We start from the raw sequence: 26544 nt of genomic DNA, 5'->3' as shown, positions 1-26544 counted from the left end.
TGGTCGACTGCTGTCTTACCGGGAGCCTCTTGTCATGCCAACCCGGTCCCGGCCCCACCCCTGCTGACCTGCGCGATCAGGTTGGAAAAGCCTCAATGAGCGCGCGTTCTTCCGCAAGTCGATGAGCCTGGATGAGGTGTTGGCGGCCCGTCCTTTGGCCTTCCCCATCACAGTGCCCATGTGCTCGCCGCTCACGGACGGTGCTGCCGCAGTGGTGGTGTGCCGCGAATCCGTGCTGAAACGGTATGGAGTGCTGCATCCCGTTCGTGTCAGGGCGTGCCGTGTGGCGACTGGTCTTGAACGCGATCTCCACGACTATGAGACGAATCTGAGTCGGCTGTGCGGTCTTGACGCGTATGAGGAAGCCGGCATGGGACCGGCTGACATTGATGTCGCCGAGGTACACGACGCCACGGCGTTCGCGGAGATTCAGCTCAGTGAGATGCTCGGGCTCTTCCCGGTCGGCGACGGAGGGCCCGCCGCTGAGCGCGGGGACACCCGGATCGGAGGATCCATGCCTATCAATCCCTCCGGCGGGCTGGAGGCCAAGGGGCATCCGCTGGCCGCCACTGGTCTCGGTCAGATCTTCGAGCTCGTCGACCAGCTCCGTGGCCGGTGCGGTCCTCGGCAGGTCGAGGCGGCTCGTGTCGGTCTCGCCGAGAACGGCGGCGGCTTCCACCGCGGTCAAGAGGCCGTGGCCGTAGTGACGATCCTCGAAGCCGTGTAGGTGAAGAGATGGCCCTCATCGACTTCTTCGACCGAGGATGGAGACGGAACAGGGACGGCCTGGCCTACGTCATGGGTCAAGAGGCATGGACATTTGAGGAAGCTCGAATCTATACCTGCCGTGTCGCGGTTGGCGTGCGGCGGTTGGCACACGGTATGGAAGGCACGGCCGCGGTCCTCGCCCCCAACTCACCCGCTGCCTGGATGTGCGTGCTCGGAATCTGGCGCGCTGGGCTTGCCTGGCTTCCTCTCAACCCAGGCTATCCGCCAAAGGTCCTTGCAGACCATCTGCGCCGCTTCGACGGCCGCCTCGTCTTCTTCGACAGCAGGCTGCTGAACGAAGTCATGGAACTGCAAGCCGATTTGAGCCGCCACGGCAGCAAGGTTAAGTTCGTCTGTCTGGACGAACCCATCGAATCGTTCGAGTCCGTCACCGACTGGAGCGACACGTCGTGCGCAGAGGCAGAGACCAACTCGATCGTCGCGATCATGCCGACCGGGGGAACAACCGGCCGGCCGAAGGGCGTCGTGGTGACGCAACAAAACGCGACGGCCTTCGTATCTCACGTGCTTGCCGAGTTCACGTACAAGGCGGATGAGAAGATCGTCAATCTCGCCGCTGCCCCCCTCACCCACACTGCCGGAATGCTGAGCATCCCTGCTTCAGCACGTGGCGGAACCGTGGCCATGCTGGAGCGCGCTGATCCCAGAGCCATCCTGAAGGCCATCGAGACCTACGGCGTGACAGAGACCTTCCTGCCGCCCACGGTCATCTATCGGCTCCTGGAGCAGGGCGACGTATCGCAGTACGACCTTGCTTCGCTCAAGTATCTGCTCTACGGAGCGGCCCCCATGTCGACTGCGAAACTGAAGCAGGCGCTTACCGTCTTCGGGCCAGTGATGATGGAAGGCTACGGGCAGACCGAAGCCTTTGCGAGCATCGCCGTGCTCCGGCCCGAAGAGCACTTCCTGAACGGCTCGCCGGCACCTGACACCCGCCTGAAGTCCTGCGGGCGGCCCTCGACGTACATCGACCTGCGGATCATCAACGAGGCCGGTGAGACGGCGGAGCCCGGAGAAACCGGTGAGATCTGCGTACGCGGCGATGTCGTCACGCCCGGTTACTACAAGGACCCCGAGCAGACCGCCGCGACAATCATCGACGGTTGGCTGCACACGGGTGACGTGGGGCACCTGGACGAGGCAGGCTATCTCTATATCACAGACCGCAAGAAGGATGTGATCATCACAGGCGGCCTGAACGTATACCCAGCCGAGGTCGAGCAGGTTCTGTGGTCCCATCCCGGGGTCGCCGATTGCGCTGTCGTTGGAATTCCGGATGACGACTGGGGTGAGCGTGTGGTCGCAGTAATCGAGACCACGGACGGTCAGCCCATCGACAATGCCGAAGTACTGGCGTGGTGTCGCTCCGAACTCGGCGCCGTAAAAACCCCCAAAGAGTTGTTCCAAGTTGACAGTTTGCCCCGCAGCCCAAACGGCAAAGTGATGCGCCGAGAGGCAGCACTGCTGTTCAGGGAAACACAAAGGAGACAGTGAGCTATTTCAGCGTTGCCGCTCAAGGCCAAGGACGACCGCGGCGATTGACGACACCCGATTCGGGGTGAAAGTGTTCGGGAACCGCGATAGCTCGGACCGACCGAGCGCGGGCCGGGTCCACCCCCTCATGCTGGAAAGCGCGGTCGCTGTGCGAGTCCCTCTCGGACCCCGACCCCATCTATACCTAGATCATCGGTGTGCCCCGTGGGCACACCGGGCTGGCGAGAGCCAACAGAACCCCGCACAACCGGGTTCAAGCCGGTCGCCCTGAGCAGCCAAGAGAGCGAACCCGCAGGTGAGAACCCTCTTACCGGTCCAGTTCGATTCCCGTCACCTGCTCCAACAACGAAAGCCGTGCTGGAAGAGGAGAACAAGCAGCTCAAGGCGCGGATCTGGGAGCTGGAGATGGAGCACGACATCCTGCGCCGGGCGGCGAAGTATTTCGCGGGCGAGACGAACTGGTGAGCCGTTTCCAGTTGGTCGCCGTCCACCGGGACGCCTTCGGGGTGAAGCGGCTGTGCCGAGTGCCGGAGCTGTCTCGATCCGGCTTCTACCGGTGGCTCAAGGCGGCACCGGCTCGGGCGGTACGGGCCGCGGCCGATGCCGCGCTGGCACAAGGAGATCAAGCGGATTCACGGCGAGTTCGACGGCACCTATGGCAGCCCTCGCCTCACCGCCGAACTACGCGCTGTGCGGCGGCGGGTCAACCGCAAGCGGGTGAAGCGCGTCTTCGGCATCGCCGGAGTACGGCTGCGCAGGAAGGTGCGCACCACCGTGAGCGAGCCGTCGCACCAGAAGGTGCCCGACCTGCTCCAGCGTGACTTCACCCCGCCCGCGCCCGGCCGGCGCTATGTGGGCGACATCACCTACCTGCCACTGGCCGACGGTGGTTTCCTGTATCTGGCGACCGTGCTGGACTTGCCTCACGCCGTTCGGCGGGCTGGTCGATCGCGGATCACATGCGCACCGAGCCGGTGGCCCACCACCCACGCCGCCCGCCTGGCGGTCTTCGGATGGATCACCCGCTACAACACCCGCTGGCGACACTCCACTCTGGACTACTTCAGCCCCACCGAGTACGAGCAGCGCTTGCTCGATACGGTGCTGCTCGCTGCATAACCACCGGTGTCCGCATTTCGGGCGAAGCCCCGGCTCCGGCGCGCTCCTCGCCGTCGCGCGCTACCAGCCGTTGACCGACTACGACCGCGAGGCCGCGTGGCCGGATGCCTTGCTGTGGCCGGGTGATGAACGCCTGTCATCCGAATGCGCACCCTGAACGGTAGTCATCACCGGAGACGACAAGACGGAGATGATGCATGGACGACGGGTTCGCCGAGTACGTGGCGCAGCGGCATCTACGGCTGTGCCGGATGGCGTATCTCCTCGCCCGCGACTGGGGCGCGGCCGAGGATCTGGTGCAGACCGCGCTGGCGAAGGCATGGCTCGCCTGGCGGCGGATCGAGGGCAACCCCGACCCGTACGTGTACCGGATCATCGTGAACACCCACTCGTCGTGGTGGCGCAGGCGCTGGCGTGGCGAGGTCCCCGCCGAGACGGTTCCTGAGACGGCCGATCCGCGCGACGCGGCCGCCGAGGTGGACGATCAGGCCGCGCTGTGGAGTGCGATCGGCGCGCTTTCCCCGCGCCAGCGGGCGGTGATCGTTCTGCACTACTTCGAGGGACGGACGCTCACCCAGGTCGCCGAGATCGTCGGCTGCTCACTGGGAGCGGTGAAGAGCCAGCTCAGCCGAGCGCTCACCCGTCTTCGGGTCGATCCGGACATTCAGACGATGAGCTTGGAGAAGGTTCCGCGATGACGTACACCGAGAGTGACCTGCGAAGGCTGCTGACCGAGCGGGTGCGGGAACAGGACGGCGGCGAACCGTCCGCTCATCTCGACGCGATCGTACGGCGGGGCCGCCGCACGCGCCGTACCCGGCGGGCCATGGCGGCCGGCGGCGCGTTGGCCCTCGCCGTCGCCGCGGCCGGGCTGATGAACGTCCTGCCCGCCGCCCAGCCCGGGACGGGCGAGACGGCGGCCGCCCAGCAGCGCGCGGACTCGGCGCGGGTCGAGCGCGGCCCGGAACTTCCCGAGACGTACGCCGTGGTGCTGGGGGCCGAGAGATTCGACCTTGCGCTCATCCACTCCCGGCACTTCGAGACGATGGGCGTCGCGCAGAAGGTGACCTTCAGTCCGTCCACGTTCTCTACCGGGTACAAGGTGGTCTGCGATGACCCCCGGGCTTGGGTCGTCACGGTGGAGCGGCTCAAGGGCGGCGAACCGGGCGGTACGGCCGGACGGTGCGACTCTTCGGTGGGCGGGCATCACGACCGGCTTTCGGCGCCGTCCGACTGGCTGAAGCGTCCGCAGTCGTTGCAGGTCTGGGTCTTCCCGGCGGACGCCCCGGTCCGCGAGGTGGCGGAGGCCGTCACGGGATGCCCGGTCACGCCGGTGTCGAAGGACTGTGACGAGAAGGCCCAGTCCCAGGCCCTGATGCGCCCCGAAGTGCGCGAACGGCTGTCGGCCCAACTCGGCGAACGGCCGGGCAGGTGGGCGGTCGGAGTCTACGACCGGCCCGCCGAGGCCAGCCCTGGACCGGACTGAAAAGGCATCCGCACGAGATCCTGCGGATCGCGGTGACGGACATGCGCGAGATCAAGATCCGCGATCGGACAAGAGGTCGAACGGGGTGGACCCGTCCTGCGGCGGCGACGCCGCCTCCAGGCCGGCCTCGGCCTGGACGGCGCGGGCCCCGGCGGCCGCGGCGCGCTCCGTGGCGGCGGTGGCCATCTCGGCCCGCAGGGGCGCGACCTTCTCGCGGGCGGCCTGCTCGGCGGCGCGATGCTCGTCGGTCGGCGTCGCGTGCCGTCCAGTCTACGGGCCCTCGCCCTGATACCAGGGCGAGGGGTGCAACGCGGTGGAGGTCAGCAGGTGGCGAGCATGCCCTGCAACGCGGCCTCCTCCGCGCTGTCCACGGTCAGGCCGTAGTAGTACTTGACCTGGATCCATGCCGGCCCCCGCCCGCAGATCACGACACGGGCCGGCGACGGGGGATGGCGGGCCATGGGCGCCTGCGTTCTTGGACGCGGGCCCCGCCTGAACTCCCATGACCGCGGATGGCTGGCTCCCCTCCTGGCCAACCACCACAGTCATATCAGCATCCGATCAACTACTTTTAGTAATTGCTTCAGGTAGGTGACGCCGCTGATGCGGTGACGCACCGCCTCTGAGCCCTCGCCCGGGGCCCGCCCGGCAGGGGCCCCTCGGCGAGGTCCTGCGCTGCGGACTCCCCGCCCAGGCGCTGCCACCACTCCCCGGCGCTGCGCGCCAGCAGCAGCACCCGCACCCGCCGTCCGGTATCGGCGGCGACCTGCTGCAGCAGTGCGGCCAGGCCGGTGCGAGTCTCGGCGTAGTCCACCACCAGCAGCACCCGCCCACCGTGCGCCGCGCGCGAGCGGGGCCAGCGCCTCGGCCTCGCCGTCGTCGATGATCTCCACCACCTGCCAGCCCTCGGCCTGCAAGCACGCGTCTCCCAGGTCGTCTTGGCCGGGTCTCTAATGCGGTGCATGCCGGCGCATTCCTCACGATCACCCCGGCGGTGGCCAGCCACCGTACGTGGCTGGGGGCGATCGACGGTTGGAGGGCTTCGTCCTCAGCCCTGGGCGCGACGGAGGAGCAACCGTCCCGTGCCCGCTGCGTGCCCGTCCACCAGGGGGGGGAAGAGGGGAACCACGGGCAATCACGACTGGCCCGAGGTCGTCGGTGACCAGGAGCGCAGAGCCCAGGATCCGTGGTCATTGCGGTTCCCAGGATTCAGGGTTCAGCAAGTACTGCAAGAATTGACTGGTGGATTTCAGCACGGCGGGGTCATACTGCGGCGCGGGCCATATTTGAAGGTAGTAGCCATCTATGGGCCAGCTCTCCATATCCCCTTGGGTGTGGTACCGCAGGCGGTATGTTCCGGGACCACCTGGCAACGGAGGAAGGATGTGCGCCTTTTCATCGTCCCAATCCATATGCCATCCTGCCAGGAGGAACTCGCCTGAGGGGGAATCGCAGCTGATCTCCACGATGTCTTCGTAGCCGTCGAAGTGGGCACCCGGGTCCTGATCGGCGACGGCCACCGTGAAGTCCACCGGCCCCCACTGAGCGGCGATGTGCAGGCAGACGACGCCCTTATCCTCCACCTTGACGAGCCCGATGGAGTGAGTCGGTGAGTCATCGAGGCCACCGCCGGCCCCGTAATCCCTCCGATCCAGGAGATAGACCGCGCCGCAGTCCTCCACCTCCACCTTCATCCGCTTGATGTGCACGACAGGGCTCTCATCGCTACTCATAGGCGGGAAGCATAGGGCCCGTCACCGACAATTCCGGCTGTCGGGACAGCGCGACGAGCCGCCCGCAGGCGATGGATACCGAACGGCTTCCGTGCCAGACACGTGCCAGAACGGGCGGGGAAACGCGGTCAGTCACGGAGACTCATGGTCAACCGCATCCCGGTTTTCCCAGATTAGGACGGTATGATCAGCAGCGGTTTCCAAACTGACAGCGCAGCGTCAAAGACAAGGGCGAGATGGCTTGACAAGGGTGCGATCAGGCATCGGCCGCGTTACTCGCGGCACGCTGATTGCCGTCGTATTGGCAGGGGTGGCGCTGTTCGGGGTCTACCTCGTCGCACAGTGGGTGTGGGGACGCGCAGAGGCCGATCCTGTCGCTCTAGAACAGGTGAAGTCGCTCGGGCGGATCGAAGCGGAGGCGCGCACAGAGTTCTCGGAGGGGGACGACTTGGTGGAACGAACCACCTGCTGATCAGCACGACGACTCAAGATCCCGAACAGGTACCACGGGTCGGCGCGGAACAACTCCGGTCGCATGGGTGGACCGTGGTGAGCGATCATTCCCCGGACGGGATCTATTTGCAGTCGCAGAAGCTGGATGCCTTGCTGGGCGCTGAGGCCGCTACGCCATATCGAATCCGACCCTATACTTAACAATGAATATCTGGGATCGAAGGAGTTCGTGAGCGCCGCTAAGGCGGTGCGAGTTAGAGTCGGGAATTCAGACCTGGTCATCTACGCCAATCTGCGGCCATATGTTGTGATGACCGGTAAGCATTCACGTTCTGCGCATGGGGGAATGATCGGGCTGGATGAGTGACTGTCCGTGACTTCGATCTCATGGGCTCGCGGATGATGTGATCACGGGCTGTGTCCGATCTAGAGGAGATGTCCGCGAGGAGTTGATCGCTCTGACGCGTTCCCTCGTGGCCGAGAACGCCGCGCTGACGGCAGAGGTCGCCCGGCCGCGGGAACGGGTGGCCAAGCTGGAGCGGCTGGTCTCGCGCAGCAACGAGAACTGTGGGAGGCGGCGGCGACGGGGCGGTGCGGTTGAATGCGCAGGCAGCAGTGGCCAGCCGTGCCGGCTCAGCATGCACCTTTGACCTCACCGGCATGACCGGCAGCGGCGCCGAGGCTGCCGCTGCCGCTCGCGCCTTCCCACCTACGACCTGACCGCCATCGTCGTGCGGCATCGGCGGCTGCCTGGGCGAATCCCGCTCGCGCGCCGCTACGACCCGTTGAGCCGACCAGCGGGGCCAAGCTCAGGGCCGCGGGCCGGGCGGTGAGATCGACGGCATCCACGTCACCAAAGAGCCCGCTCCATCTGCTGACTCGGCCGCGGCGGTGGTTCGGGGATCGGTCCCTGCACTCATTGGGCGCGCTGGCCGACGCGGAGGACGCTCAGATAGCGGCGTGATGCGCGGTCGCCCATCCGCGTACGGATGCGCTCGGCGATGGCGTCGAGCAGGGGCTCACGGACGTCGGGGGCGAGCCTTCGATACAGCGACGTGGAGCGAAGGAGATCGGCGAAGCCGTCCCCGTTGAACCACTGAACGGTCGGGTACCAGCGCACGATCGTTGGGCCGAACAATCCTCCGGGATCCTCGACCAGGCCCCAGCCCTCGTCGGTGGTGCGTACGTCGTCCTCCAGCGGCGGATGACCCCAGCCGGGGTTGCCGGGGCAGAACCGCTCGTGGAGATCGGCGGTCTCGGCGTAGACTTCCGGCTCTCCGGGCCTGCGGACGACGACGTTGCCGAGCAGCGCCACCCAGCCTCCGGGATTGAGCACGTCGTGTGCTCGCTGCCAGCCGACCGACGGGTCGACCCAGTGCCACGACGACGCAGCCACGAGGACATCGAAGCGTCGGCCGCGGTCGTCCCATTCCTCAAACGTCGATGCCTCGACTTCGACGTTGCGGAAGGTGGCCATCCGACGGCGGGCGAGTGCGGCCATGTCCGCGCCCGGCTCGATGGCGGTCACCGAGCATCCGAGTGCTGCCAGCGAGCGCGTCGCCTGGCCGGTGCCGCAGCCCACCTCCAGCACCGACGACCTTTCGTCCAGGCCGGTGATGGCGCCGAGGTCCGCGAACAACTCGTCGGGGTATCCCGGCCGGACCCGGTCGTAGAGTTCCGGCACCTCGTTGAACACCCGGCCGAGGTCGTGTCGGGGGCGCTTCTTCGGATCCTCAGTCACGAATGCACAAGCTATGAGGCTCGTCCACGGGGACGCCACTGGTTTACCGGCGGCCTGCTGACGCGCTGCCGCCGATAGGTGGAGAAGCATGCGTTCTCTGCTCGATGCTCCCTCGATCCCCGGCAATGCCCGAGGCTCGTCATAGGGTACGCCGCGGGCAAGGCGGCCGGCGTGATCGTGGGGCGGTCGGGCTGCCGGCAGAAGCCGCGTGTGACCGTACGCTGGGCACCTGCGCTGTCGATGTGCCCTGCGGCCCCGAGTCGGCTGCTCGAAGCCGAGGTCATCATCGGCATGGGCGATCCGGGACGGGCTGGAGTACTCATCGGGCAGGGCATCTCGGTGCCCAACCGCTGCCGGTGCCACCCTCCGTGACGCAGTGGGCACGGAACCGCATGCGGGGCTGATTAGGTCAGGCCCATTTAGGTCACGCGCAAGATCTCCTGAAGTCGCGAGCCGCCGGCCATACTGGGGTGTGTCAAGCCGGGCACCGGTGTAAGGGAGGAGAAGAAGAAATGCGCTTGATCCGCAATATCGCCGTCGCAATCGCCGTCGCCGCCATAGCGGGGGGCGTTTCAGTGAGCACCGGCGATCGGCCGCAGTCTTTCCTCGCGGCCGACGACGTGGAGGGTGGCAACATTTGGGGCTGGCCTAGAAGCGATTGCGGTAGATGCGGCGCAGAACTAGGACCGATACCTCTTGAACCAGGCAAGTGACGGAGGAATACCGCGGGTGGCAGATGTCGCACGAGTCCGGGCGATGCCGGCCGGTGCGGTGACCACGTAGGTCCACCGGTTGCGGACACCCATACGGCCTGCGCCACATCATGGCGTCGGCCCGGTGTGGTGGTCACCGCACTAGAGCCAGCCCATCTCCGCCACACGGAGCCCCGCTTCGAAGCGGCTGCGTGCGCCGAGCCGCTCCATGATCCCGGCCATCATGCGCCGTACCGTTCGCTGGGACAGTCCGAGATGGTGCCCGGCCGCCTCGTCCGTCATTCCCTGTGCGAGGAGCTTTAGGAGTTGACGTTCTTGAGGCAGTAACCCTGATTCGTCCTTGGGCAGCGGGGTCCTGATCGGTATCGCGGCGTCCCAGATCCGGTCGAACAGAGCGAGGACCGCTGTGATGGTCCCGTTGTCGGAGACCTGTACGGCACCCGCCTGCGTATTGCTGGAATCCAGTGGAAGAAAGGCGATCTTCCGATCGTAGACCAGCATTCTGATGGGCAGGGTCGGAGCTGTGCGGACCTCGGCGCCGATGTCGACCAGCCATTCAGCGTAGGCCAGTGTCGGGGGATCGTTCCTGATGCTGTCGAGAATGAGGGTGCGAATTGCCACCCCTCGGTCCCGCACCTGGCGGTCCACTATTTTGGCCGCTTCGATGAGTGAGGGCTCCTGAGCGCCGCCGGGCACCATGCTGGCGACTTCGTAGACGGCGTTCATCCCCAATCTCTCGATTTGGCGATGTATGGCGTCCATACCGAGCACGGACTGCGCGCGGGGATGCTGGGCGACAGGATGGAGTTCGGAGTATTCGCTTATGAGCGCTGCGATCGCGGTTTCCGCATCGGCTATCTGTTTCTGGCGCTGCTGTACCTCTGCCTGCCGATGCTGGAGCAGCTTCAGGAGTCCGACCTGTGGGCTTACCGGGCGATAGCCTCCCGGCGACTCCCAGGACGGAAGGAGTAATCCCAGCTCGGTCAGGTGCTCAAGCGCTTCTTGGACCTGCTGTTCGGTGACCGCCAGCTCTTGTGCGACGAGAACCACATCGAGACCGGTTTTCGTCAGGAGTAATCGGTAGACGCGCTCGGCAAACGGATCCAACCCTAGTGACACCAGCATCAGCGCCGCCTCCAACCCCGGGACACGGGTGTGCAAGATTCTCGCGGATGATGATCGGAGAGCGCAACCCCGGTCGTGCGGAGGGTGCCTACGGCGCTGACCTGTGACGCCGGCGGAGGCGCGCCGGCTGAAAGCCCGCTGCGGGCCGTGCGCACCGGTTACCGGCACTGCGCCGACCGGCGCGGCCGGGGACGTGCACGCTCGGGTGGCCGCCGTGGACGCCGAAGCCTTTCTCAAGGAGGCGGCCTCTGGGGCCGGTGCTATTGATACCTGGCCTGTCATACCGCTTATCCGTGCGCATGACAGGCACTTGAAAACCGCCCAGGATCGCCGTGAAAGACATACGGCCATGAATGGAGAGGTGTCCGCATTAGGTCAGGCCCCAATAGGACGGGTGCACGCCGGCCTATGCGAACTAGCATCTCCCATGCCGTGACTGATCTTTTCTACAATGGAGGTACCCGGCAATGGTCGTCTTATCCGGTGGCCGTGCAGCAGAAGCGGCGACGTCGATTTCTGGCATCCCGGCCGCGCTCACGGCGATCGAAGTGCACGACGGCACGGTCCCGCTCAAGGCATCTGGCGGTCCGGTCCGGATGAGGCAGGACGCCCCCGGAAGGCGGGAGAGAACGTGACCGCGGGAAGCCGCAAAGGCCCGAGCGCCAAGTCCTGGTCGCCGTGGGAGGGCACACCCTCGCGAAGCGACCTGATCTGCTGGTACGGCATGCTGGCGGTCTTCGCCTACTCCCTGCTCATGTGGCCGCTCAAGCCCTGGCTGATCGGCACGAACCCGATCCTGCTGGAGGCCATGACCGGCACGCAGTCCTCGATAGCGATCGCGGCCGCCTTCGCCCGCGTCGGCGAGGCTCCGATCGCCCTCGTCGTGGCCGCGGGGGTGTTCGGGCTGATGAAGTTCTCCTGGATCTTCTGGTGGGCGGGCAAGCTGTGGGGCGAGCGGATCGTGCGGTACTTCCTCGGCTCGGCCGAGGGCAGGAAGGCGCGGCTGCTCCTCAACCGCGACCCGTCCAAGAACTGGCTCGTGTGGGCCGCTGTTCTCCTCGCTCACCTGCCGTTCGTGCCCTCGGCGCTCGCCTACGCGGCCGCAGGGTGGGCACGGATGCGCCTGGCCACCTTTCTCGTGCTCCACCTGTCGGCGTCACTCGCGTGGGCGGGGCTCTTCGCCGGCCTCGGGTATTCACTCGGCCGGCCGGGGGTCGATCTGGCGGAGACCATCACGCACTATGCCCTGTGGATTTCCCTGGGCACGATCGTGGTGATCCTCTTCATCCAGGTGCGGGCGGCCAGACGCGCGTTCGCCGAACAGGACGCCGCCCGAAACGCACCGCAGGACGCCGGCGAGCCCAACTGAGTAGGTGCCGTCGGTGAGTCCCTGTCCAGGATCAGCATCATCACGGAGACGGTTGGTGTGACACGTATTCTGATCGTTGACGACGAGTCCCTGTTACGAGCCGGCCTGCTGTTGATCATCGGCTCGGTCCAAGGTTTCGAGGCCGTCGCGGTGGACGGCGCCGAAGCGGTGGGCGAGACCCGGCGGCGGCGCCCGGACGTCGTGCTCCTGCATCTCGGGATGCGGAGCATGGACGGCTTCGCCGTACTGAAAGTCCTGCTGTCACTGCCGGACCCGCCACGGGTGGCGGTGCTCACCACCTCGTCCGTCGATGTCTGCGTGGTGCGCGCCCTGCGCATGGGAGCCTCCGGCTTCCTCTCCAGGGACGGCAGACCCGAGGAGCTCATAGCGTCGGTGTCGGCGCTGGTCCTGGGAAAGACCGTCCTGTCACCGCTGGCCGTCGCCCAGCTCCTCGCCGAGTTGGAGCGACAGGAGCCTCGGGCCGGCGTCGCCACGGAGGCACGGCGGTTGACCGCCGGCCTGACCACGCGCGAGCACGACGTGCTGACGATGATGGCCGCGGGCCTGTCCAATGCCGACATCGGACGGCGCCTGCTGCTCGGCACCGGGACGGTGAAGGACTACGTCAGCGCCATCTTGAGCAAGCTCCGCGTCACGAACCGGGTGCAGGCCGCGATGATCGCGTACCGGGCCGGTCTGCTGGACGCGACGTTCACCGGTGCTCTGGAGGGCTCGCCCAGCGGGCAGCCGGCCTGACGGTGCGGGTGACCGGGCCGAGCACGCCGGGGACGCGCAGCCGGTCCGGGGCGCGGGTCGGCCCACCTCAGCGGGCTGTCCGCAGCTCCCGCCGTACGGCGTCGTCCACGCGGTACCCCATGACGATCGTGCCGACCCCGATCAGCACCCCGGCCCCCGCGATGGCGAACCGGACGCCGGCTCCCCATTCGAGGTACATCCCGAGGGCGGCCAGCCCGACGAAGATCAGCCCGAAGACCCCCGACAGCCGCCGCGAGCCGGGGGTGGCCGTGTAGCGGTCGCGGGAGACGCCGGTCGCCCGTCGGCGCGCTCTGTTCAGCGCGAGCGCCACGAGTAAGGCGATCGGCACCCCGAAGCCGGCGAAGCGCAGGCTCATGGAGACGAACGCGAACGTGAGCGACGCCCCTAGGCCCACGTGATACCACCATGGGCCGACGATGCGCTCCGCCGTTCCGGCAGAGGACTCACCGTTGTCCAGGTTCACCCGGGGGCCGGGGTTCACGTTTTCCATGTGTGCAGCGTAAGCAGCCGAATTGAATATCGACAAGTAGTGGGCGGGAGGTCCGGCTCGGTCGCGGGGGCTCATCGACAGTGGCACTCCCGCCGCTCGGCAGGATCTGCCGCAAGAAACCCGTCATATGGCGGGTCGCGCCCGACGACCGGCGGATGGCTTCCGGTCGCCGCCGGCGCGATATTGATTCCAGTCGTCCGATTCTGCGGCTTCCGAATCCCCGGGGGGAAATGGTTACCCCGGGAGAACGCGGAGGTCTCCGTACCAGCGTGCGATGGTGAAAACATTGGCAGAGAATCAGAAAGCCTCCCCGACAGAAAGCAAGTCCAAAGCAGTGCTCGAATTCCAGCCCGTGGACCTGAGCCGGTTCCCCGCCGTGGACGCGCTTTTGACGAGGCTGGGCGTGGGGCCGTTCATCCGCGAGTCGCTGTCGGCTCCGGTGGGGCGAAACGACGTCTGGACGGGGCGCACCCAAGGCGGCCGCAGCATATTCGTCAAGCGCCTCGTGGGCCCCTCCGCCGATGTGCGGGAGCGCATGAGCCGGCTGTTGTCGTTCGAGCGTTTCCTCGGCGACAACCCGGCATTCGCGCCCCATGCCCCGGCGTTCCTCGGCTCCGACCTGGCGGCCGACCTCGTCGTGTTCGAGAGCGTCGAAGACGCGAAGACCGGCGCCCGGCTCATGGTGGACGAGGACTTCGACGAGGACCTGGCGGAACGGCTGGGCCGGGTGATCGGCACCTTGCACGACGCCGATCCCGGGATCGGCGACCACATCGACCGGTCGCCGCCCCTGCTGCCGGAACTCTCCCTTCTCGAGGGACTGCCCCTGCCGGTCTTCGACGGACTCACCTTCGCCGGGCTGTCGGCGTGGCGGCTCATGCAGCAGGACTCCGACCTCACCACGGCGATCGGGAAGCAGCTCGAACGGGAGTCGGTCGCCCCGCGGGTCCCGTCGCACTGCGATTTCCGTGTCGACCAGATTCTCGTCTCCGACGTGATCCGCGTCACCGACTGGGAGGAGTTCCGCCTGGCCGATCCGGCGCGCGACGTCGGCGCGTTCGCCGGAGAATGGCTCTACCGCTCGGTGCTGGACATCGTCACCAGCCGCGGAGACGCCGATTCGTCCTTCATCGACCTCGAACTCACGCACGAACAGGTGCTCGCGCGAGGCGCGGAGAAACTGGAAAGGCTGCTCCCGCTCGTCCACGCTTTCTGGCGCGGTTACCGGTCGGTGCGGAAGGACATCGACGACGCCATGCCGGTCCGCGCGACCGCCTTCGCCGGCTGGCACCTTCTGGACCGTCTGATCGCCGGCGCGGCGGGCAGCGCCCGGCTTTCTGGAATAGAACGGGCCGCCGCGGGTGTGGGCCGCCGCGCGCTCATGGATCCGCACCGATTCGCCGCGACTCTGGGTTTCGAGGAGTCATGGTGACCGCTGATCAGATCTCTCCCGCCCTGCTGGCGGCCGTGCGGCAGGTCACCGTCGCGCCCGACCGGTTGAGCGCGGTCGTCGGCACCCGGGACATCCAGGCGGACGATCCGCCTGAGCTGCGCCGCATGCTCGCCGACGCGTTCTACGAGATCCTGCACGCCGGGCAGGACACGCACGACAGGCGGTTTCCGCTCCGGATTCGGGACGAGGAGTTCGAGCGGGTGCTGGACCAGGCCGTGCCGCACCGCGAGACCGTCGCCCCGGCCGTGGTGTGCGCGGCCGAGCGGGAGACCGAGGCCGGCCGGCAGCTCCTGGTGGAGCTGGCCGGGGTCCGGGTCTGGATGCCACTGGACCGGATCCGGCACGCCGAGCGGAAGTTGGCCGCCGGTGACGTGGTCACCGTGACCACCACGTCACGGCGTCCGGCACTGTCCCCCGGATTCTTCCTGGTCGACGGCGCCAGGCCGCGCCGGTCCGGGAACGTGCTGCGGGTGTACGTGCACATCGCGGACTGGGACGGTTCGCCGGAGATCTGGGGGCGGGTGCTCACGCACCTGGAGCGGGAGCAGGTGGCGTACCGGGCGAAGGTGCTCTCGTCCAAGCACCTCTATCCCCGCCAGGACGCCCTGGTGGTCTACCTCGATTCGGAGTTCCGGCAGGCCGCCAAGAGCGTCGCCGACCTGGTCCGCGGTATGGCCGGCGTCGGCTCTGGGACCTCGCTGTTCGCGGAACGGCTGGCCCCCGGCGTCGCGATGGCCTGGGAACCGGGTGATCGGCGCCCCGGCATGGACGCTCTGAGCTTCGGCCAGCACCGGGCCAGCGTCCTGGCGCAGGTCCTGGTGGACACATCCGGCGAGGAGGACACCCTCATCGCCGCGATCAGGTCGTCATTCATAGAGGCGAACATCGACCCCGGCGATCCGTCGCGGAATCTCGACTCGCCCGCCAGTTAAGGCTTCGGCCGCCCCCGGCCGAAATTGCTCCAGGGGGTGAGTATGCGCACTCCCCGGACCGGTTCAGTACACGACACAGAGAGGTTACAGAAAATGAAGAAGAGCGCAGCGATCACCGAGCTCGTCGCCGGCTACGACGCCTACACCGACGTCCAGGAGCTGAACATCAGCGCCGCCGCCGGCGCCCCGGCGACGAGCTGGATCTGCGTCTCCGCGGTGAGCGCGATGAAGAGCTCCAACGCCTGCAAGGCGGCTTCCGGGGTGGTCGTCAGCTTCGTCAGCGGCGTCACCTACGAGGTCGCCTGCTGACGCGAAGCGGGAATCCCGCGGGTGCCATGCCGCCGAATGGCCATCGAATTCCCGACAAGGTGCGCCGGCCGCGGCAAGGCCGAACAGACCCCTTTCCCATCGGGAAAGGAGAGGCTTCCGATCTTTCGAAAGGAGGTGTAGAGGTGAAAAGCGCAGTCATCACCGACCTGGTCGCCGGTTACGACTCCTACGTCGATCCCCCGGAGCTGGAGTTGCGCGCCGCAGGCGACGCGCCGGCGACGACGTTCATCTGCAGTCTGGGCGTCAGCTGGATGTCGGGCCAGCTGATCAGCAAGATCACCATGGTACACGGCTGCTGACCTTCAGGTAGGTCGCGGACGCCCGTGGTGAACCGGGGCTGGGCACGATCCCGGACGTGTGAGCGTGCCCAGCTCCCCGGCGAGTCTCGACGGCTCTGAGCAACGGAGAATCCGATGGAGAACCACACCCTCGCGGAAACGCTGGCCGACATGGCGGACCTGCTGCGGCCGGCCGCGATCCGCGCCGCGGCGACCCTCAAGGTGGCCGACCACATCGCGGCGGGCGCGGCGGACCCCGGCGAGCTGGCGCGGCGCTGCGGCGCCCGCCCCGACTTGATGGACATCCTCCTGCGCTACCTCGCCTCACTCGGCGTGCTCCAGCCTGAAGCGGATGGCCGGTACGGCGTCGCGGAGCTCGGCGCGCCGCTGCTGAGCGACCACCCGACGAGCCTCCGCGATCACCTCAGCATGACCGGCATGGTGGGGCGGGGCGACGCGGCGATGGTGAACCTGGTCCACACCCTGCGGACCGGTGAGCCGGCGCACGCCGTACCCCTGGAGAAGGGGTACTGGGAGAGCGTCAACAACGATCCCGAGTTCGCCGGGTCGCTCATGCGGAACTTCTCCGAGAATCTCGTCTTCGACGGAGAGATCGTCGTCCACGGCTACGACTGGAGCGGCGCGCGCGACGTGGTGGACGTCGGCGGCAACAGCGGCGCCATGTTGATCAACCTCTTACGTCGCCACCCGCACCTGCGCGGTACGCTCCTCGACCTGAAGAACTCGGCGGAGCTCGCGTCGAAGAACTTCGCCGACGCCGGGTTGGGCGACCGGTGCACGGCCGTGGTGGGCAGCTTCTTCGATCCGCTGCCGGCCGGCCGGGACGTGTACCTGCTGTCGGCGATCCTCGCCGACTGGACCGACGAGCAGGCGGTCGCCATCCTGCGGCGCTGCGCCGAGGCGGCCGGCCCGTCGGGCAAGGTGCTGCTGGCCGAGGTGAACCTCGACGTACGCGGCGGCGGCCTGGCAGGCGCCAGGACGGAGCTGATGCTGCGCGCCCTCATGCCCGCGCCGGTGCGGACCGTGCCGGAGCTGGTGGCGCTCGCGCAGCAGGCCGGACTACGGCTCACCTGGCAGGGCGCGGGCACGCCGTTCAGGTCGCTGCTGGAATTCTCCGGTTGAGCGCGGGCGGGATCGCGACATGCTGGTTCTGGACCGCCTTGAGAAGCGTTTCGAGGGCAAGCAGGTGCTCCGCGGGCTGACGCTCGCCGTACGACCCGGTGAGCTGTTCGGCCTGTGCGGCGCGAACGGGTCGGGCAAGACGACGGTCATGCGGATCGTGCTGGGCGTCACCACGGCGGACGCGGGCGAGGTGCGCTGGAACGGGGCACCGATGGACGCCGCCGCCCGGCGCCGGATCGGGTACATGCCCGAGGATCGCGGTCTGTACCTGAAGCAGCGCCCCCTCGACCAGCTCGTCTACTTCGCGATGTTGAGCGGCGTCCCGCAGGAGGAGGCCGAGCGCCGCGCCCGCGAGTGGCTGGAAGGGCTGGAGGTGAAGGCCGCCGCGAACGACAAACTGGAGGACCTGTCCCTGGGCAACCAGCAGAAGGTGCAACTGATCGCCGCGGTCATCCATGACCCGGAGCTGCTGATCCTGGACGAGCCGTTCTCCGGCCTGGACCTTCACGCGGTGGACGCGATGGTCGAGGTGCTGCGGGCATTCGCCGCCGGCGGCATCCCCGTGCTCTTCTCCAGCCACCAGCTCGACCTGGTGGAACGGCTGTGCGACCGGGTCGCGATCATCCGGGACGGTGCGCAGGTCGCGGTGGGGACGGTGGCGGAGCTGCGCGAGAGCCTCCAGCAGGAAGGCCCCAGCGGGTGGACGCTGGCCGAGGTCTACCGGGAACTCTCCCGATGAGCCGGCCGGTGACCCGGGTCCTGGGACCTACGGCACGCCGTGATCTCGGCGAATGGCGGTTGATCGGGATCGTGGCCAGGCACGAGCTGCGGAACCAGTGGCGTAAGAACGCCTTCTGGACGTCCGGTTTCCTCACCGTGCTGCTCATCTGCCTCGCCCTGGGCACGGTCGCCTACCTTGGCGGCAACCGCGATGCCGCGCCCGCCGTGGGCGTGGTCGGGGACCGGCCGCACCTGGTCACGGCGCTGGAGCGCGAGGTGAAGGTGGAGCGCTTCGCCTCGGTGCGGGACGCCCGCTCCGCCGTACGGGAGGGCCGGGTGGACGCGGCGGTGGCGGCCGGCGGCGAGATCCTGGTGTCCTGGACTCTCGACCCGGGGCTGGGCCGGCTGCTCCGGCAGGCGTACGTGACCGCCGGTTACGCCGAGAGGCTGACGCGGCTCGGCACGCCGCCCGACGCCGTCGCGAACGCGTCGCCGCCGCTGCGGGTGGTCCCGCTCACCGCCGACGTCGCGCTGCTCCAGGAGCGCACGCTCGCCGCCGTCGCGGGCGTGTCCATGCTGCTCATCATGATGATGTTCTTCGGGAACTCCATCATGCGCGTCGTGGTCGAGGAGAAGACCAGCCGCCTCGCCGAGATGCTGCTCCTCAAGATCGACGCCTGGCAACTGCTGACAGGAAAGATCATCGGCGTGGGGGCCGCGGCGCTGGGGCAGATCCTCGCCGCGTTCGCCGCCGCGGCGGCGCTCGCGCTGGGCGCCGGAGTCTTCGATCGCCCCGGCGACGTGCTCGCCGTCGCCGCGAATCTCGTGCTCTGGTTCGTCCCGGCTTTCATCCTCTTCACCGGCCTCTACGCCATCGCCGGCTCGCTGGTGTCCGTGCCCGACGACGTTCACCACACCGGGACGCCGGTGTCGCTGGTGCAACTGCTCGGCGTCTTCGGCCCGGCGATGGTCGTCCTCGGGGCGAACGAGACGGTCACCGCGGTCGTCTCCGTGATCCCCGGCTTCTCCTGGACGACGATGCCCGTGCGGATGGCCCACACCGACGTCCCGTGGTGGCAGGTGGGTGTGGCGTACGCGCTCATGCTGCTCACCGTCCGGGGACTGATCCGCACCAGCAGCACGACCTACACCACCGTGTTCCTGCACGCCGGCCGGCGCATCACCGTCCAGGACTGTCTACGCGGCCAACGGAGTTGACTCATGCACATCCCGGAAACACCGAACACGAATACCGATGGGCGGCCGGAGCGCCTGCTCATCCTGCGGGAGATATTCCGCGGCAGGCGCGTCCGGCTCGCCTCCATCATGCTGCTCGCCCTGGCCTCCACGGCGGGGACCCTGCTGCTTCCCTGGACGGTCGGCCACCTGCTCTCCGCCATCCAGCAGGGCGAGGGCTTCAGCCGATGGACCTGGCTCATGATCGCCGTCGGCATCGGGTCCGGTACCGCCAACGCCGCCGGCACCTATCTGCTCTCCCGGATGGGACACCGGCTGGTCTGCCGGCTGCGGGTGCGGTCCATGCGGCACTCGCTGCGACTGGGCGTCCGGGCCGCGCGTGAGGAAGGCACGGGCAACCTCGCGACGCGGCTCACCTCGGACGCCGGCGCGGTGAAGAGCATCATCGACGTCGGGCCGATCCAGATCCCGATGGCCATGATCACCCTGGTCGGCACCCTGGTGATCATGGGTGTGCTGGACTGGGTCCTGCTCCTCATCACCCTCGGCGCCTTCCTCGTGGCCCTGGGCATCGTGACGGTCGTGGTGGTCGGCCTGCGCCGTAAGTACCTGGCCATCCAGGAAGGGGTCGGCGCGCTCACCGAGGACTTCGTCGCGGCGATGGAGGCGCTGACCATCATCAAGGCGCACGGGGCCGAGGACGCGGTGTCCGCGCGGCTCTCCGGCCAGGCGGATCGGATCGCCGAGACGGAGATCGGCGCCTCCCGCCTTGAGGCGCTGATGGTGCCGGTGATCACCCTGGGCCAGCAGGTGGCCCTGGTGGCGGTCATCCTCGGTGGCGGCGCGCGCATCGTCAGCGGAGACCTCTCCCTCGGCTCGTTCGTGGCCTTCCTGCTCTACCTCTTCCAGCTCGTCGCACCGTTGATCATGGCGATGTCCGCGACGAACACCGTCCAGATGGGCCTGGCGGCGCGTAAGCGGTTCGACGACCTGTTCGCCCTGCCGGTCGAGCAGGCGGAACGCGCCGCCGGTGACGGCGACGTGGTGCCGGACGAGCACGCTCCGGCGGTCCGGTTCGAGGGGGTGACCTTCGCCTATGGCGAGGAGCCGGTGCTGCGGCAGGTGAACCTGGAGGTCCCGGCGCGCGGGCTGACCGCGATGGTCGGCCTCTCAGGTTCCGGCAAGACCACCGTTCTCGGACTGATCGAACGTTTCATGGACCCCGACTCGGGACGGATCGAGGTGTTCGGCCAGGACGCCACCCGCTGGCCGCTGGAGGCGCTCCGCCGCCGGCTCGCCTATGTGGACCAGGGCAACACCCTGCTGCGTGACACGGTCCGCAACAATCTCACGCTCGGCCAGGACGTCCCCGTGGACGACGAGGCCCTGGTCGACGCGCTGCGCCGGGTGGGCCTGGAGGAGAGCGCGCTCCTGGAGGAAGGGCTGGACACGGTCCTGGGCGGCGCCCACGACCTGTCCGGTGGGCAGCGGCAGCGGCTGGCCCTCGCCAGGGCCAGTCTGTCCGACGCCCCCCTGATCCTGCTGGACGAGCCGTCATCGCAGCTCGACAGCGTCAACGAACAGCTCCTGCGCGGCCTGGTCGACGACATGGCACGCGAACGCGCCGTGCTCGTGGTCGCCCACCGCATGTCCACCGTCCGGCACGCCGCTCACGTGATCGTGATGGACGCGGGCGAGGTGGTGGCCCAGGGCTGCCACGACGATCTCATGCTCACCTGCCCGCGGTACGCCGAGCTGGTGCAGGGGCAGGCCCTCAAGATCGCCGACGAGACGGTCGCGGCCATGGCGGGAGCCGACCGATGAACACCTACTCCATCCTGATGCCGTTCGTGCCCCAGCGCCCCGAGCGGATGCTGCCGTACGCCGCGCTCACGCAGTGGAGCGCGGCGGGGAGGCTGTGGCAGGGCCAGGCCCCCGCCAACGACCCCTTCCAGGACTTCACCCACCTGGCCGCGAGCGGGTTTCGCGTGCCGGCGGGCATCGGGGTCACCCTGATGGCGCTGCGCCACCCTTACCAGGCCGCGGTGCAGGCTCACGAACTCGCCGTCTGCACCGGGCATCCGGTGGTGGCCGGTTTCGGGCCGGGGTCGCTCCCGTTCCAGCGGAGCACCCTCGCCGCGCCGTACCGCAGCCAGCTCGGCGCGGTCCGCGAGTACGTCCACGTCATGCGGGAACTGCTCGGCAAGGGGGAGGTCGACCACGTCGGAGAGCACTTCACCTGCCGGTCGGGCTTGGGCCAACTGCCCCGGCCACCGGTGGAGATCGGCCTGGGCGTGCTGCGCCCGGCCATGGCCCGGCTCGCCGGAGAGGTCGCCGACGTCGCGATCACATGGCTGACGCCCGCGGCGTACATCAGGGACACCCTCGTTCCGGCGCTGCGGGCCGGCGCCCAGTCCGCCGGACGCGCCATGCCGCGGATCGTCGCGATGGTCCCGCTGGCGCTGGCCGGGCCGGACCGCGACCCGTTCGAGCTGGCGATGCTGGGAAGCAGCGGGCACACCCAACTGGCGCACTACGCCGACATGCTCCGGCGCTCGGGCATCCAGGTGTCCCGCGACGACCCGGCGGGCAACGCGGCCGCCCTGGTCGACGGCCACGCCTTCCTGTACGGCGACGCCGCCGGGCTGACCGTGCAGTTGGAGGAGTTCTTCCAGGCCGGCGTGGACGAGATCGTGCTGAACGTCACCGGCGTCCACATGCGGTACGGCGACCGGGCCTCGCTGGAGGAACTCGACGCCCTCATGGAGATGGTCACGCCGTGATCGAGGAGTGCGACACCCCGACCTCCGAACCGGGCGTCTCCCGGCTGCTGCTGGTGTGCGCCGGTTCCGCCTACGCCTCCTCGATGCCGTACTGGCTCGACCTGCTGCGGATGCAGTACCCGCGGCTGGCGGTCAAGGTGGTCGTGACCAGGAGCGCGGAACGGTTCGTCACCCGGCAGGCGCTGGGCGGCCGGCTCGCCACCGACGTCCTCCTCGACGCCTGGCCCGGCGAGGAGGCCACGGCGCGGCACGTCGAGTGGGCCGACTGGGCCGAGGCCGTCGTCGTCTACCCCGCCACGCTGCAGTTCATGGCACGGCTGGCGCTGGGACTGGCGGACACCCCTGCCCTGCTCGCCGCCCAGTGCACGAACGCCCCGGTCGTCGTCGCCCCCGCGCTGCCCCCGGGCGGACTGGAGAGCGCGGCGTGCCGGCAGCACTGGGCGGCGCTCGCGGCCCGGCCCAACATCGTGCTGATCCCGCCCGGTCGCGGACGCAGCCTGTTCACCGGGCGGGACGACGCGTGGGTGCCGCCGCCCCTGCCGGAGGTGCTGCACCTGCTCACCGAGCGCCTCGCCGAACTGACGGCCCCCGAGGAGCCGGAGGACGACGGCGCCGAGCCGTCCACCACGTACGGCACCGGCCTGCTCCACACCTCCATCCACTCCATGGCGACCGGCGGATACCGGTGGCGCCGCGCCCCCGGGCCGTTCGCCCCGGCGCCGTTCAGCCCGCTCACCGGCGAGACACGCGACGCGCTGGCGGCGATCGGGGAGGTGGGGACCTGCCGGCTCGCGATCGGCACGGCCGCCGGCGACGCGCGGATCTACGACGTGCGCGGCGGCGAGTCGGCCGCGCGCCGGCTGATGCGGCCCGGAGACCACGACAGGCTGGAAAAGCCCCTGCACGACCTGGGCCGCCTGCTGCGCGCCGTCCACGACCAGGAGCCGCCGGCGGACCTCGTCGGCCGGCCGGCGCGCGGGCTGGTCCGCCTCGGCGACTGGCTGGCCGGTCGCGCGACCAGCCCGCGCGCCGCCTACGCCCAAGGACAGTTCCGGCAACGGCTCGGCGAGGAACGCTGGCAACGGGTCCGGTCCTGGTACGACGCGGTCCGCACCGACACCGGCGTCACCCTCGCGCACGGTGCGGCCGGATTCGGCGCGCTGGCCATCGACGGGGAATCGGGCGCCGGCGACCTGCTCATCGGGGAGGACGTCTGCGCCGCCCCCTGGTACCTCGACGTCGGCTGGCTGATCGGTGAATTGGCCGAACTGCAGTGGCAGGTGGGCGGCGACCAGCACGGCTGGCAGGCCCTGATCAACGCGCTCTTCGAAGGGTACGACCGCGACCTCGGCCCGGAGTGGAACCGGTACGCGGCGCTGCGCATCCTGCTGCACGTCCACGACATCGCGGCGTACTTCGCCGGCTACCAGTACGACTTCGACCACTACCGCAAGTTCCTGCAATACCTCATCGACCTGTAGCGATGGAGAACCCATGCCCGCGAACCATCTGTCGAGGTGGACGCTTCCCAACGGACTGAGGGTGCTCGTCGAACACCGGCCGGGGGCGCCGCGTGCCGCGGTCTGCGTCCACTACGGGGTCGGCTACCGCTCCGAGCGGCCGAGCCGGGAGGGCTTCGCCCATCTGTTCGAGCACCTCATGTTCCGGGGCAGCGAGAATCTGCCGGACGGGCGGTTCTTCGACCACATCCACCGGCTTGGCGGGAACGCCAACGGCACCACCCACCAGGACTACACCGACTACCACCAGATCGTCCCGGCCGAGGCCCTGGAGCAGGCGCTGTTCAGCGAGGCCGACCGGATGCGCGCGCCGCGGTTCACCGAGGAGACGCTCGCCCGGCAACTCGACGGCATCGAGATGGAGATCCACGACGCGGTGACCGGCCGGCCGTACGGCGGGTTCCCGTGGCCGCTGCTCCCCGGCGTTCTCTTCCGGCGCTTCGCCAACGCCCACGACGGGTACGGCCGGCTGAATCGGCTGCGCCGTACCACCCTGGCCGACTGCGCGGAGTTCTTCGACACGCACTACGCCCCCGGCAACGCGATCGTCACCGTGATCGCCGGCCATCCGGCGCAGGACGTTCTGGCGCTGGTCGAACGGCACTTCGGGGACATCGCGCCACGCCCGGTGCCGCCGCTGCCCGATCTCCGCGAACCGGAGCTCGACGAGGACCGGTGGGTGACCTACACCGAGCCAGGGGTGTCCGCCACGGCGATCGCCCTTGGGTACCGGCTGCCCGATCCGGCCGCCGACCTGCCGGGATATCTGGCACATGCGGTACTCGCGGAGATGATCGGCCATCAGGGGGCGGATCTCCCGGAGGTCTACGCGCTGTCGGCCAGTTGCGGGGTCTTCGGGCCGCTCGACGCGCGGAGCCCCGACGCCCTCGTCATCACCGCCCTCGTGGCGCCGGAGGCCGAGCCACGGCGGACGGTGCGGACGCTGACGGAACGGTGGTCCGCCTGGGCCGGCGGCATCGCCCCCGATCAGGTACGGGCGCAGGCCGTCCGCCGCCTGGTCACCGAACACCACCGGGAGCACGCGGACATGTTCGCCCGCTGCCGGGCGCTGGGCCGGATGGAGCTGCTCTTCGGCCGTGCCGAACTCCTCGACGAGATTCCCGGCCTGTTCGAAGTGGTGAGCCGCGAGCGGGTCGCCGCCGCCGCGCGGGGATTGCATACCGGGGCCAAAGGAGTCCTCGCGCTGGTGCCGGGGCCGCTCAGAACCCGCCCCGAGCCCGGCTGCGAATCCGACGATCCGCCGTCGGCGGAGGCACCCCGCTCAGTGGCCGGACCGGCGCGCGGTTCCGCCGCCGTCCGCCCGGTGCCTCCGCTCGGCGTGCGGATCGCCCCCGGCCACACGCCGCGCCGCGACGTCACGTTGGCCGGCGGCATGCGGGTGGCGGCGGTCCGGGACCAGCGGACCCCGCTGGTGGAGCTTCGCCTGCGGTTGCCGGTCAACGCCGCCTGCCGGCGGCATCCCGAGCAGGTGGAGACGCTGGTCCGCCACCTCGCCGCGCGGACGGGTGCGGTGACGCGGTCGGCGCTGGGCGGCGCGCTGGAGATCACCACGGACGGCCAGTGGGTCGATCTCGCCGGATACGCTCTGGCCGCCGGTGTGCCCGGCTGGCTGTCCCTGCTGGCGAAGGTCCTGGCTCCCGCGGAGGACGCCGGCCTGTCACCCCCGGCGCCCCCGCGGCACCGCGACCCGAGCCGGGTCATGGACGACGCGCTGCGCCGGCACCTCACCCACTGTCTCGCCCCGGCGGACCCCGTCGATTGCCACACGCTGCACAGCGCGATCACCCCGGGCGGCGGCTGGTTCGTCGCCGTGGGCGACATCGACCCCGGCCAATTCGTCGCCGACCTGGAACGGGTGCTGCCGGCAGGCTCCGAACACGTCGCCGACCGGCTCGCCGTACCGCAGGAAACCGGCCAAATACTGGCGATCCACCACGACAGCATGCGGGATGTCCACCTGACGCTGAGCAAGCCGGAACCGGCCGGCGATACCGGGGAGGCCGCGCGCTACCTCGCCACCGCGGTCGTCGGCGCCCACTACGACTCCCGGCTCGGGGTCCGCGGCCAGCGCGTGACCCCGGAGTGCCACATGCACGCCGGCCGGGACGTCCTTCTGGACGCCCGCCGCGTCTACGTCCGGGCCAAGGCGCCGAAACGGCACGCCCTCGACGCGATCACCGCGATCCATGCGGAACTGCACCGCCTGGTGGACGCCCCGGTGACTGCGGCGGAGGTGGAGCCGATGCGCGAGTACTGCGCCGGGCAGTTCCTCAGCGCCTTCGACTCGCCGAAGGCCAAGGCCGACCTGCTGCGGGACACCCTGTCCGCCGGCCGGGCCCCCGTCTGGCCCGAGCGGTTTCCCGATCTGCTCCGGCAGGCGACCGTGGACCAGGTCGCCGCGGCCGCCGTCGAACTGTTCGCTCCGGATGACCTGACCCTGGTCGCCCTCGGCGAGCCCGACACCGTGACCGAGGTCACCTCCGGATGGGCCGCTTTCCCATCGGGGCCCCGAAGCCCGTCCCTCACCCCCACGATCGAGGAGGTCTCATGACGCCCAACTTCATCGCGGCATTCATCCTCGGCGCGATGCTCATGCCGCCCGCGCCCGCGGCCGCGTCGGCCCCCACCGAGGCGGCGGCCACCGTGGCGGCGCCGTTCTCCGCGAACCCACCGATACCGACCTGGGGACCGTACTGCCCCGAGCAGGGGCCGCCCGGCGGCCGGTACATCCGCACCGTCCAGCCGCCGTTCGGTCTCGCCTACGACCTGTACCTCGTGACCGCCCCGGACGGCACCCAGACCTACCGGCGGATTCACTGCCGGTTTCCCTGACCGCCGGCCTTCACCTGACACACATCATTCCGAATGAGTGGAGAAA

Annotated in this window: 25 protein-coding genes and 1 pseudogene; 20 read left to right on the top strand and 6 right to left on the bottom strand. The window is 68.9% G+C overall.

Features of this window, described 5'->3' with window-relative positions; genetic code table 11:
- Positions 1-121 precede the first annotated feature (121 nt).
- From HNP84_RS44465 to HNP84_RS44445, 5 genes and pseudogenes are all read left to right on the top strand, one after another.
- Positions 122-727 carry a thiolase family protein gene (locus tag HNP84_RS44465; RefSeq protein WP_185056136.1) on the top strand — a complete coding sequence of 202 codons (606 nt, stop codon included), beginning with the start codon at positions 122-124 and terminating at the stop codon, positions 725-727.
- 8 nt (positions 728-735) lie between these two features.
- Positions 736-2283, top strand: coding sequence for a class I adenylate-forming enzyme family protein (locus tag HNP84_RS44460; RefSeq protein WP_185056135.1), 1548 nt, complete (start codon positions 736-738; stop codon positions 2281-2283).
- A gap of 342 nt (positions 2284-2625) precedes the next feature.
- Positions 2626-3402: pseudogene (locus HNP84_RS44455) on the top strand (IS3 family transposase); the annotation flags it as partial.
- Positions 3403-3599: 197 nt separating this feature from the next.
- Positions 3600-4100, top strand: a complete 501-nt coding sequence (locus HNP84_RS44450; RefSeq protein ID WP_185056133.1) for a SigE family RNA polymerase sigma factor — start codon at positions 3600-3602, stop codon at positions 4098-4100.
- Positions 4097-4888 carry a hypothetical protein gene (locus HNP84_RS44445; protein ID WP_185056132.1) on the top strand — a complete coding sequence of 264 codons (792 nt, stop codon included), beginning with the start codon at positions 4097-4099 and terminating at the stop codon, positions 4886-4888. The genes HNP84_RS44450 and HNP84_RS44445 overlap by 4 nt, the downstream gene beginning before the upstream one ends.
- Positions 4889-5208: 320 nt before the next feature.
- Here the strand turns inward: HNP84_RS44445 and HNP84_RS44440 are convergent, their stop codons facing one another.
- From HNP84_RS44440 to HNP84_RS44430, 3 genes are all read right to left on the bottom strand, one after another.
- Complete coding sequence (locus HNP84_RS44440; protein WP_185056150.1) at positions 5209-5349, bottom strand: hypothetical protein; 141 nt, start codon at positions 5347-5349, stop codon at positions 5209-5211.
- Positions 5350-5471: 122 nt separating this feature from the next.
- Positions 5472-5714 (bottom strand): hypothetical protein, encoded by a 243-nt coding sequence (locus HNP84_RS44435; protein WP_185056131.1) that lies wholly within the window; start codon positions 5712-5714, stop codon positions 5472-5474.
- A 364-nt stretch (positions 5715-6078) separates the two neighbouring features.
- Positions 6079-6621 (bottom strand): hypothetical protein, encoded by a 543-nt coding sequence (locus tag HNP84_RS44430; RefSeq protein WP_185056130.1) that lies wholly within the window; start codon positions 6619-6621, stop codon positions 6079-6081.
- 250 nt (positions 6622-6871) lie between these two features.
- Between HNP84_RS44430 and HNP84_RS44425 the strand changes: the two genes are divergently transcribed.
- Positions 6872-7093 carry a hypothetical protein gene (locus HNP84_RS44425; protein WP_185056129.1) on the top strand — a complete coding sequence of 74 codons (222 nt, stop codon included), beginning with the start codon at positions 6872-6874 and terminating at the stop codon, positions 7091-7093.
- 897 nt (positions 7094-7990) lie between these two features.
- On the opposite strand, the gene HNP84_RS44420 is transcribed toward HNP84_RS44425, so the two are convergent.
- Complete coding sequence (locus HNP84_RS44420) at positions 7991-8815, bottom strand: class I SAM-dependent methyltransferase (protein WP_185056128.1); 825 nt, start codon at positions 8813-8815, stop codon at positions 7991-7993.
- 854 nt (positions 8816-9669) lie between these two features.
- On the bottom strand, positions 9670-10668 hold the full coding sequence (locus HNP84_RS44415) for a helix-turn-helix transcriptional regulator (RefSeq protein ID WP_185056127.1): 999 nt from the start codon (positions 10666-10668) through the stop codon (positions 9670-9672).
- A gap of 616 nt (positions 10669-11284) precedes the next feature.
- On the opposite strand from HNP84_RS44415, the gene HNP84_RS54335 reads away from it, so the two are divergent.
- Together HNP84_RS54335 and HNP84_RS44405 are read left to right on the top strand one after the other, a co-directional pair.
- Positions 11285-12022: a DedA family protein gene (locus tag HNP84_RS54335; RefSeq protein ID WP_185056126.1), complete on the top strand. Its 738-nt coding sequence runs from the start codon at positions 11285-11287 to the stop codon at positions 12020-12022.
- 57 nt (positions 12023-12079) lie between these two features.
- Positions 12080-12778 carry a response regulator gene (locus HNP84_RS44405; protein WP_221337532.1) on the top strand — a complete coding sequence of 233 codons (699 nt, stop codon included), beginning with the start codon at positions 12080-12082 and terminating at the stop codon, positions 12776-12778.
- A 67-nt stretch (positions 12779-12845) separates the two neighbouring features.
- Here the strand turns inward: HNP84_RS44405 and HNP84_RS44400 are convergent, their stop codons facing one another.
- On the bottom strand, positions 12846-13289 hold the full coding sequence (locus HNP84_RS44400; RefSeq protein ID WP_185056125.1) for a hypothetical protein: 444 nt from the start codon (positions 13287-13289) through the stop codon (positions 12846-12848).
- Positions 13290-13563: 274 nt separating this feature from the next.
- Here HNP84_RS44400 and lxmK point away from each other — a divergent pair, with 274 nt between their 5' ends.
- The 12 genes from lxmK (at position 13564) to HNP84_RS44340 (ending at position 26498) form a co-directional block, all read left to right on the top strand.
- Positions 13564-14721: a class V lanthionine synthetase subunit LxmK gene (lxmK, locus tag HNP84_RS44395; protein WP_185056124.1), complete on the top strand. Its 1158-nt coding sequence runs from the start codon at positions 13564-13566 to the stop codon at positions 14719-14721.
- Positions 14715-15674, top strand: coding sequence for a T3SS effector HopA1 family protein (locus tag HNP84_RS44390; protein ID WP_185056123.1), 960 nt, complete (start codon positions 14715-14717; stop codon positions 15672-15674). The genes lxmK and HNP84_RS44390 overlap by 7 nt, the downstream gene beginning before the upstream one ends.
- A gap of 93 nt (positions 15675-15767) precedes the next feature.
- Positions 15768-15983 (top strand): LxmA leader domain family RiPP, encoded by a 216-nt coding sequence (locus tag HNP84_RS44385; RefSeq protein WP_185056122.1) that lies wholly within the window; start codon positions 15768-15770, stop codon positions 15981-15983.
- Positions 15984-16126: 143 nt separating this feature from the next.
- Positions 16127-16303: an LxmA leader domain family RiPP gene (locus HNP84_RS56545; RefSeq protein ID WP_185056121.1), complete on the top strand. Its 177-nt coding sequence runs from the start codon at positions 16127-16129 to the stop codon at positions 16301-16303.
- A gap of 114 nt (positions 16304-16417) precedes the next feature.
- On the top strand, positions 16418-17425 hold the full coding sequence (locus tag HNP84_RS44375) for a methyltransferase (protein WP_185056120.1): 1008 nt from the start codon (positions 16418-16420) through the stop codon (positions 17423-17425).
- 19 nt (positions 17426-17444) lie between these two features.
- A complete protein-coding gene (locus HNP84_RS44370; protein ID WP_185056119.1) occupies positions 17445-18164 on the top strand; it encodes an ABC transporter ATP-binding protein in 720 nt (239 codons plus the stop codon).
- Positions 18165-18172: 8 nt separating this feature from the next.
- Entirely contained in the window at positions 18173-19363 is a 1191-nt protein-coding gene (locus HNP84_RS44365; protein ID WP_185056118.1) for an ABC transporter permease, read from the top strand.
- A 3-nt stretch (positions 19364-19366) separates the two neighbouring features.
- On the top strand, positions 19367-21166 hold the full coding sequence (locus tag HNP84_RS44360; RefSeq protein ID WP_185056117.1) for an ABC transporter ATP-binding protein: 1800 nt from the start codon (positions 19367-19369) through the stop codon (positions 21164-21166).
- Positions 21163-22125, top strand: coding sequence for an LLM class flavin-dependent oxidoreductase (locus HNP84_RS44355; protein ID WP_185056116.1), 963 nt, complete (start codon positions 21163-21165; stop codon positions 22123-22125). The genes HNP84_RS44360 and HNP84_RS44355 overlap by 4 nt, the downstream gene beginning before the upstream one ends.
- On the top strand, positions 22122-23606 hold the full coding sequence (locus tag HNP84_RS52205; RefSeq protein ID WP_221337531.1) for a flavoprotein: 1485 nt from the start codon (positions 22122-22124) through the stop codon (positions 23604-23606). Before HNP84_RS44355 ends, HNP84_RS52205 begins: the two co-directional genes overlap by 4 nt.
- Before the next feature lie 13 nt (positions 23607-23619).
- Complete coding sequence (locus HNP84_RS44345; RefSeq protein WP_185056115.1) at positions 23620-26217, top strand: M16 family metallopeptidase; 2598 nt, start codon at positions 23620-23622, stop codon at positions 26215-26217.
- Entirely contained in the window at positions 26214-26498 is a 285-nt protein-coding gene (locus tag HNP84_RS44340; RefSeq protein ID WP_185056114.1) for a hypothetical protein, read from the top strand. The genes HNP84_RS44345 and HNP84_RS44340 overlap by 4 nt, the downstream gene beginning before the upstream one ends.
- Positions 26499-26544 lie beyond the last annotated feature (46 nt).

Origin of the sequence: Thermocatellispora tengchongensis (assembly GCF_014202315.1) — a bacterium.
Classification (GTDB): Bacteria; Actinomycetota; Actinomycetes; order Streptosporangiales; family Streptosporangiaceae; genus Thermocatellispora; species Thermocatellispora tengchongensis.
This window is presented reverse-complemented; position numbering and strand designations above follow the sequence as displayed.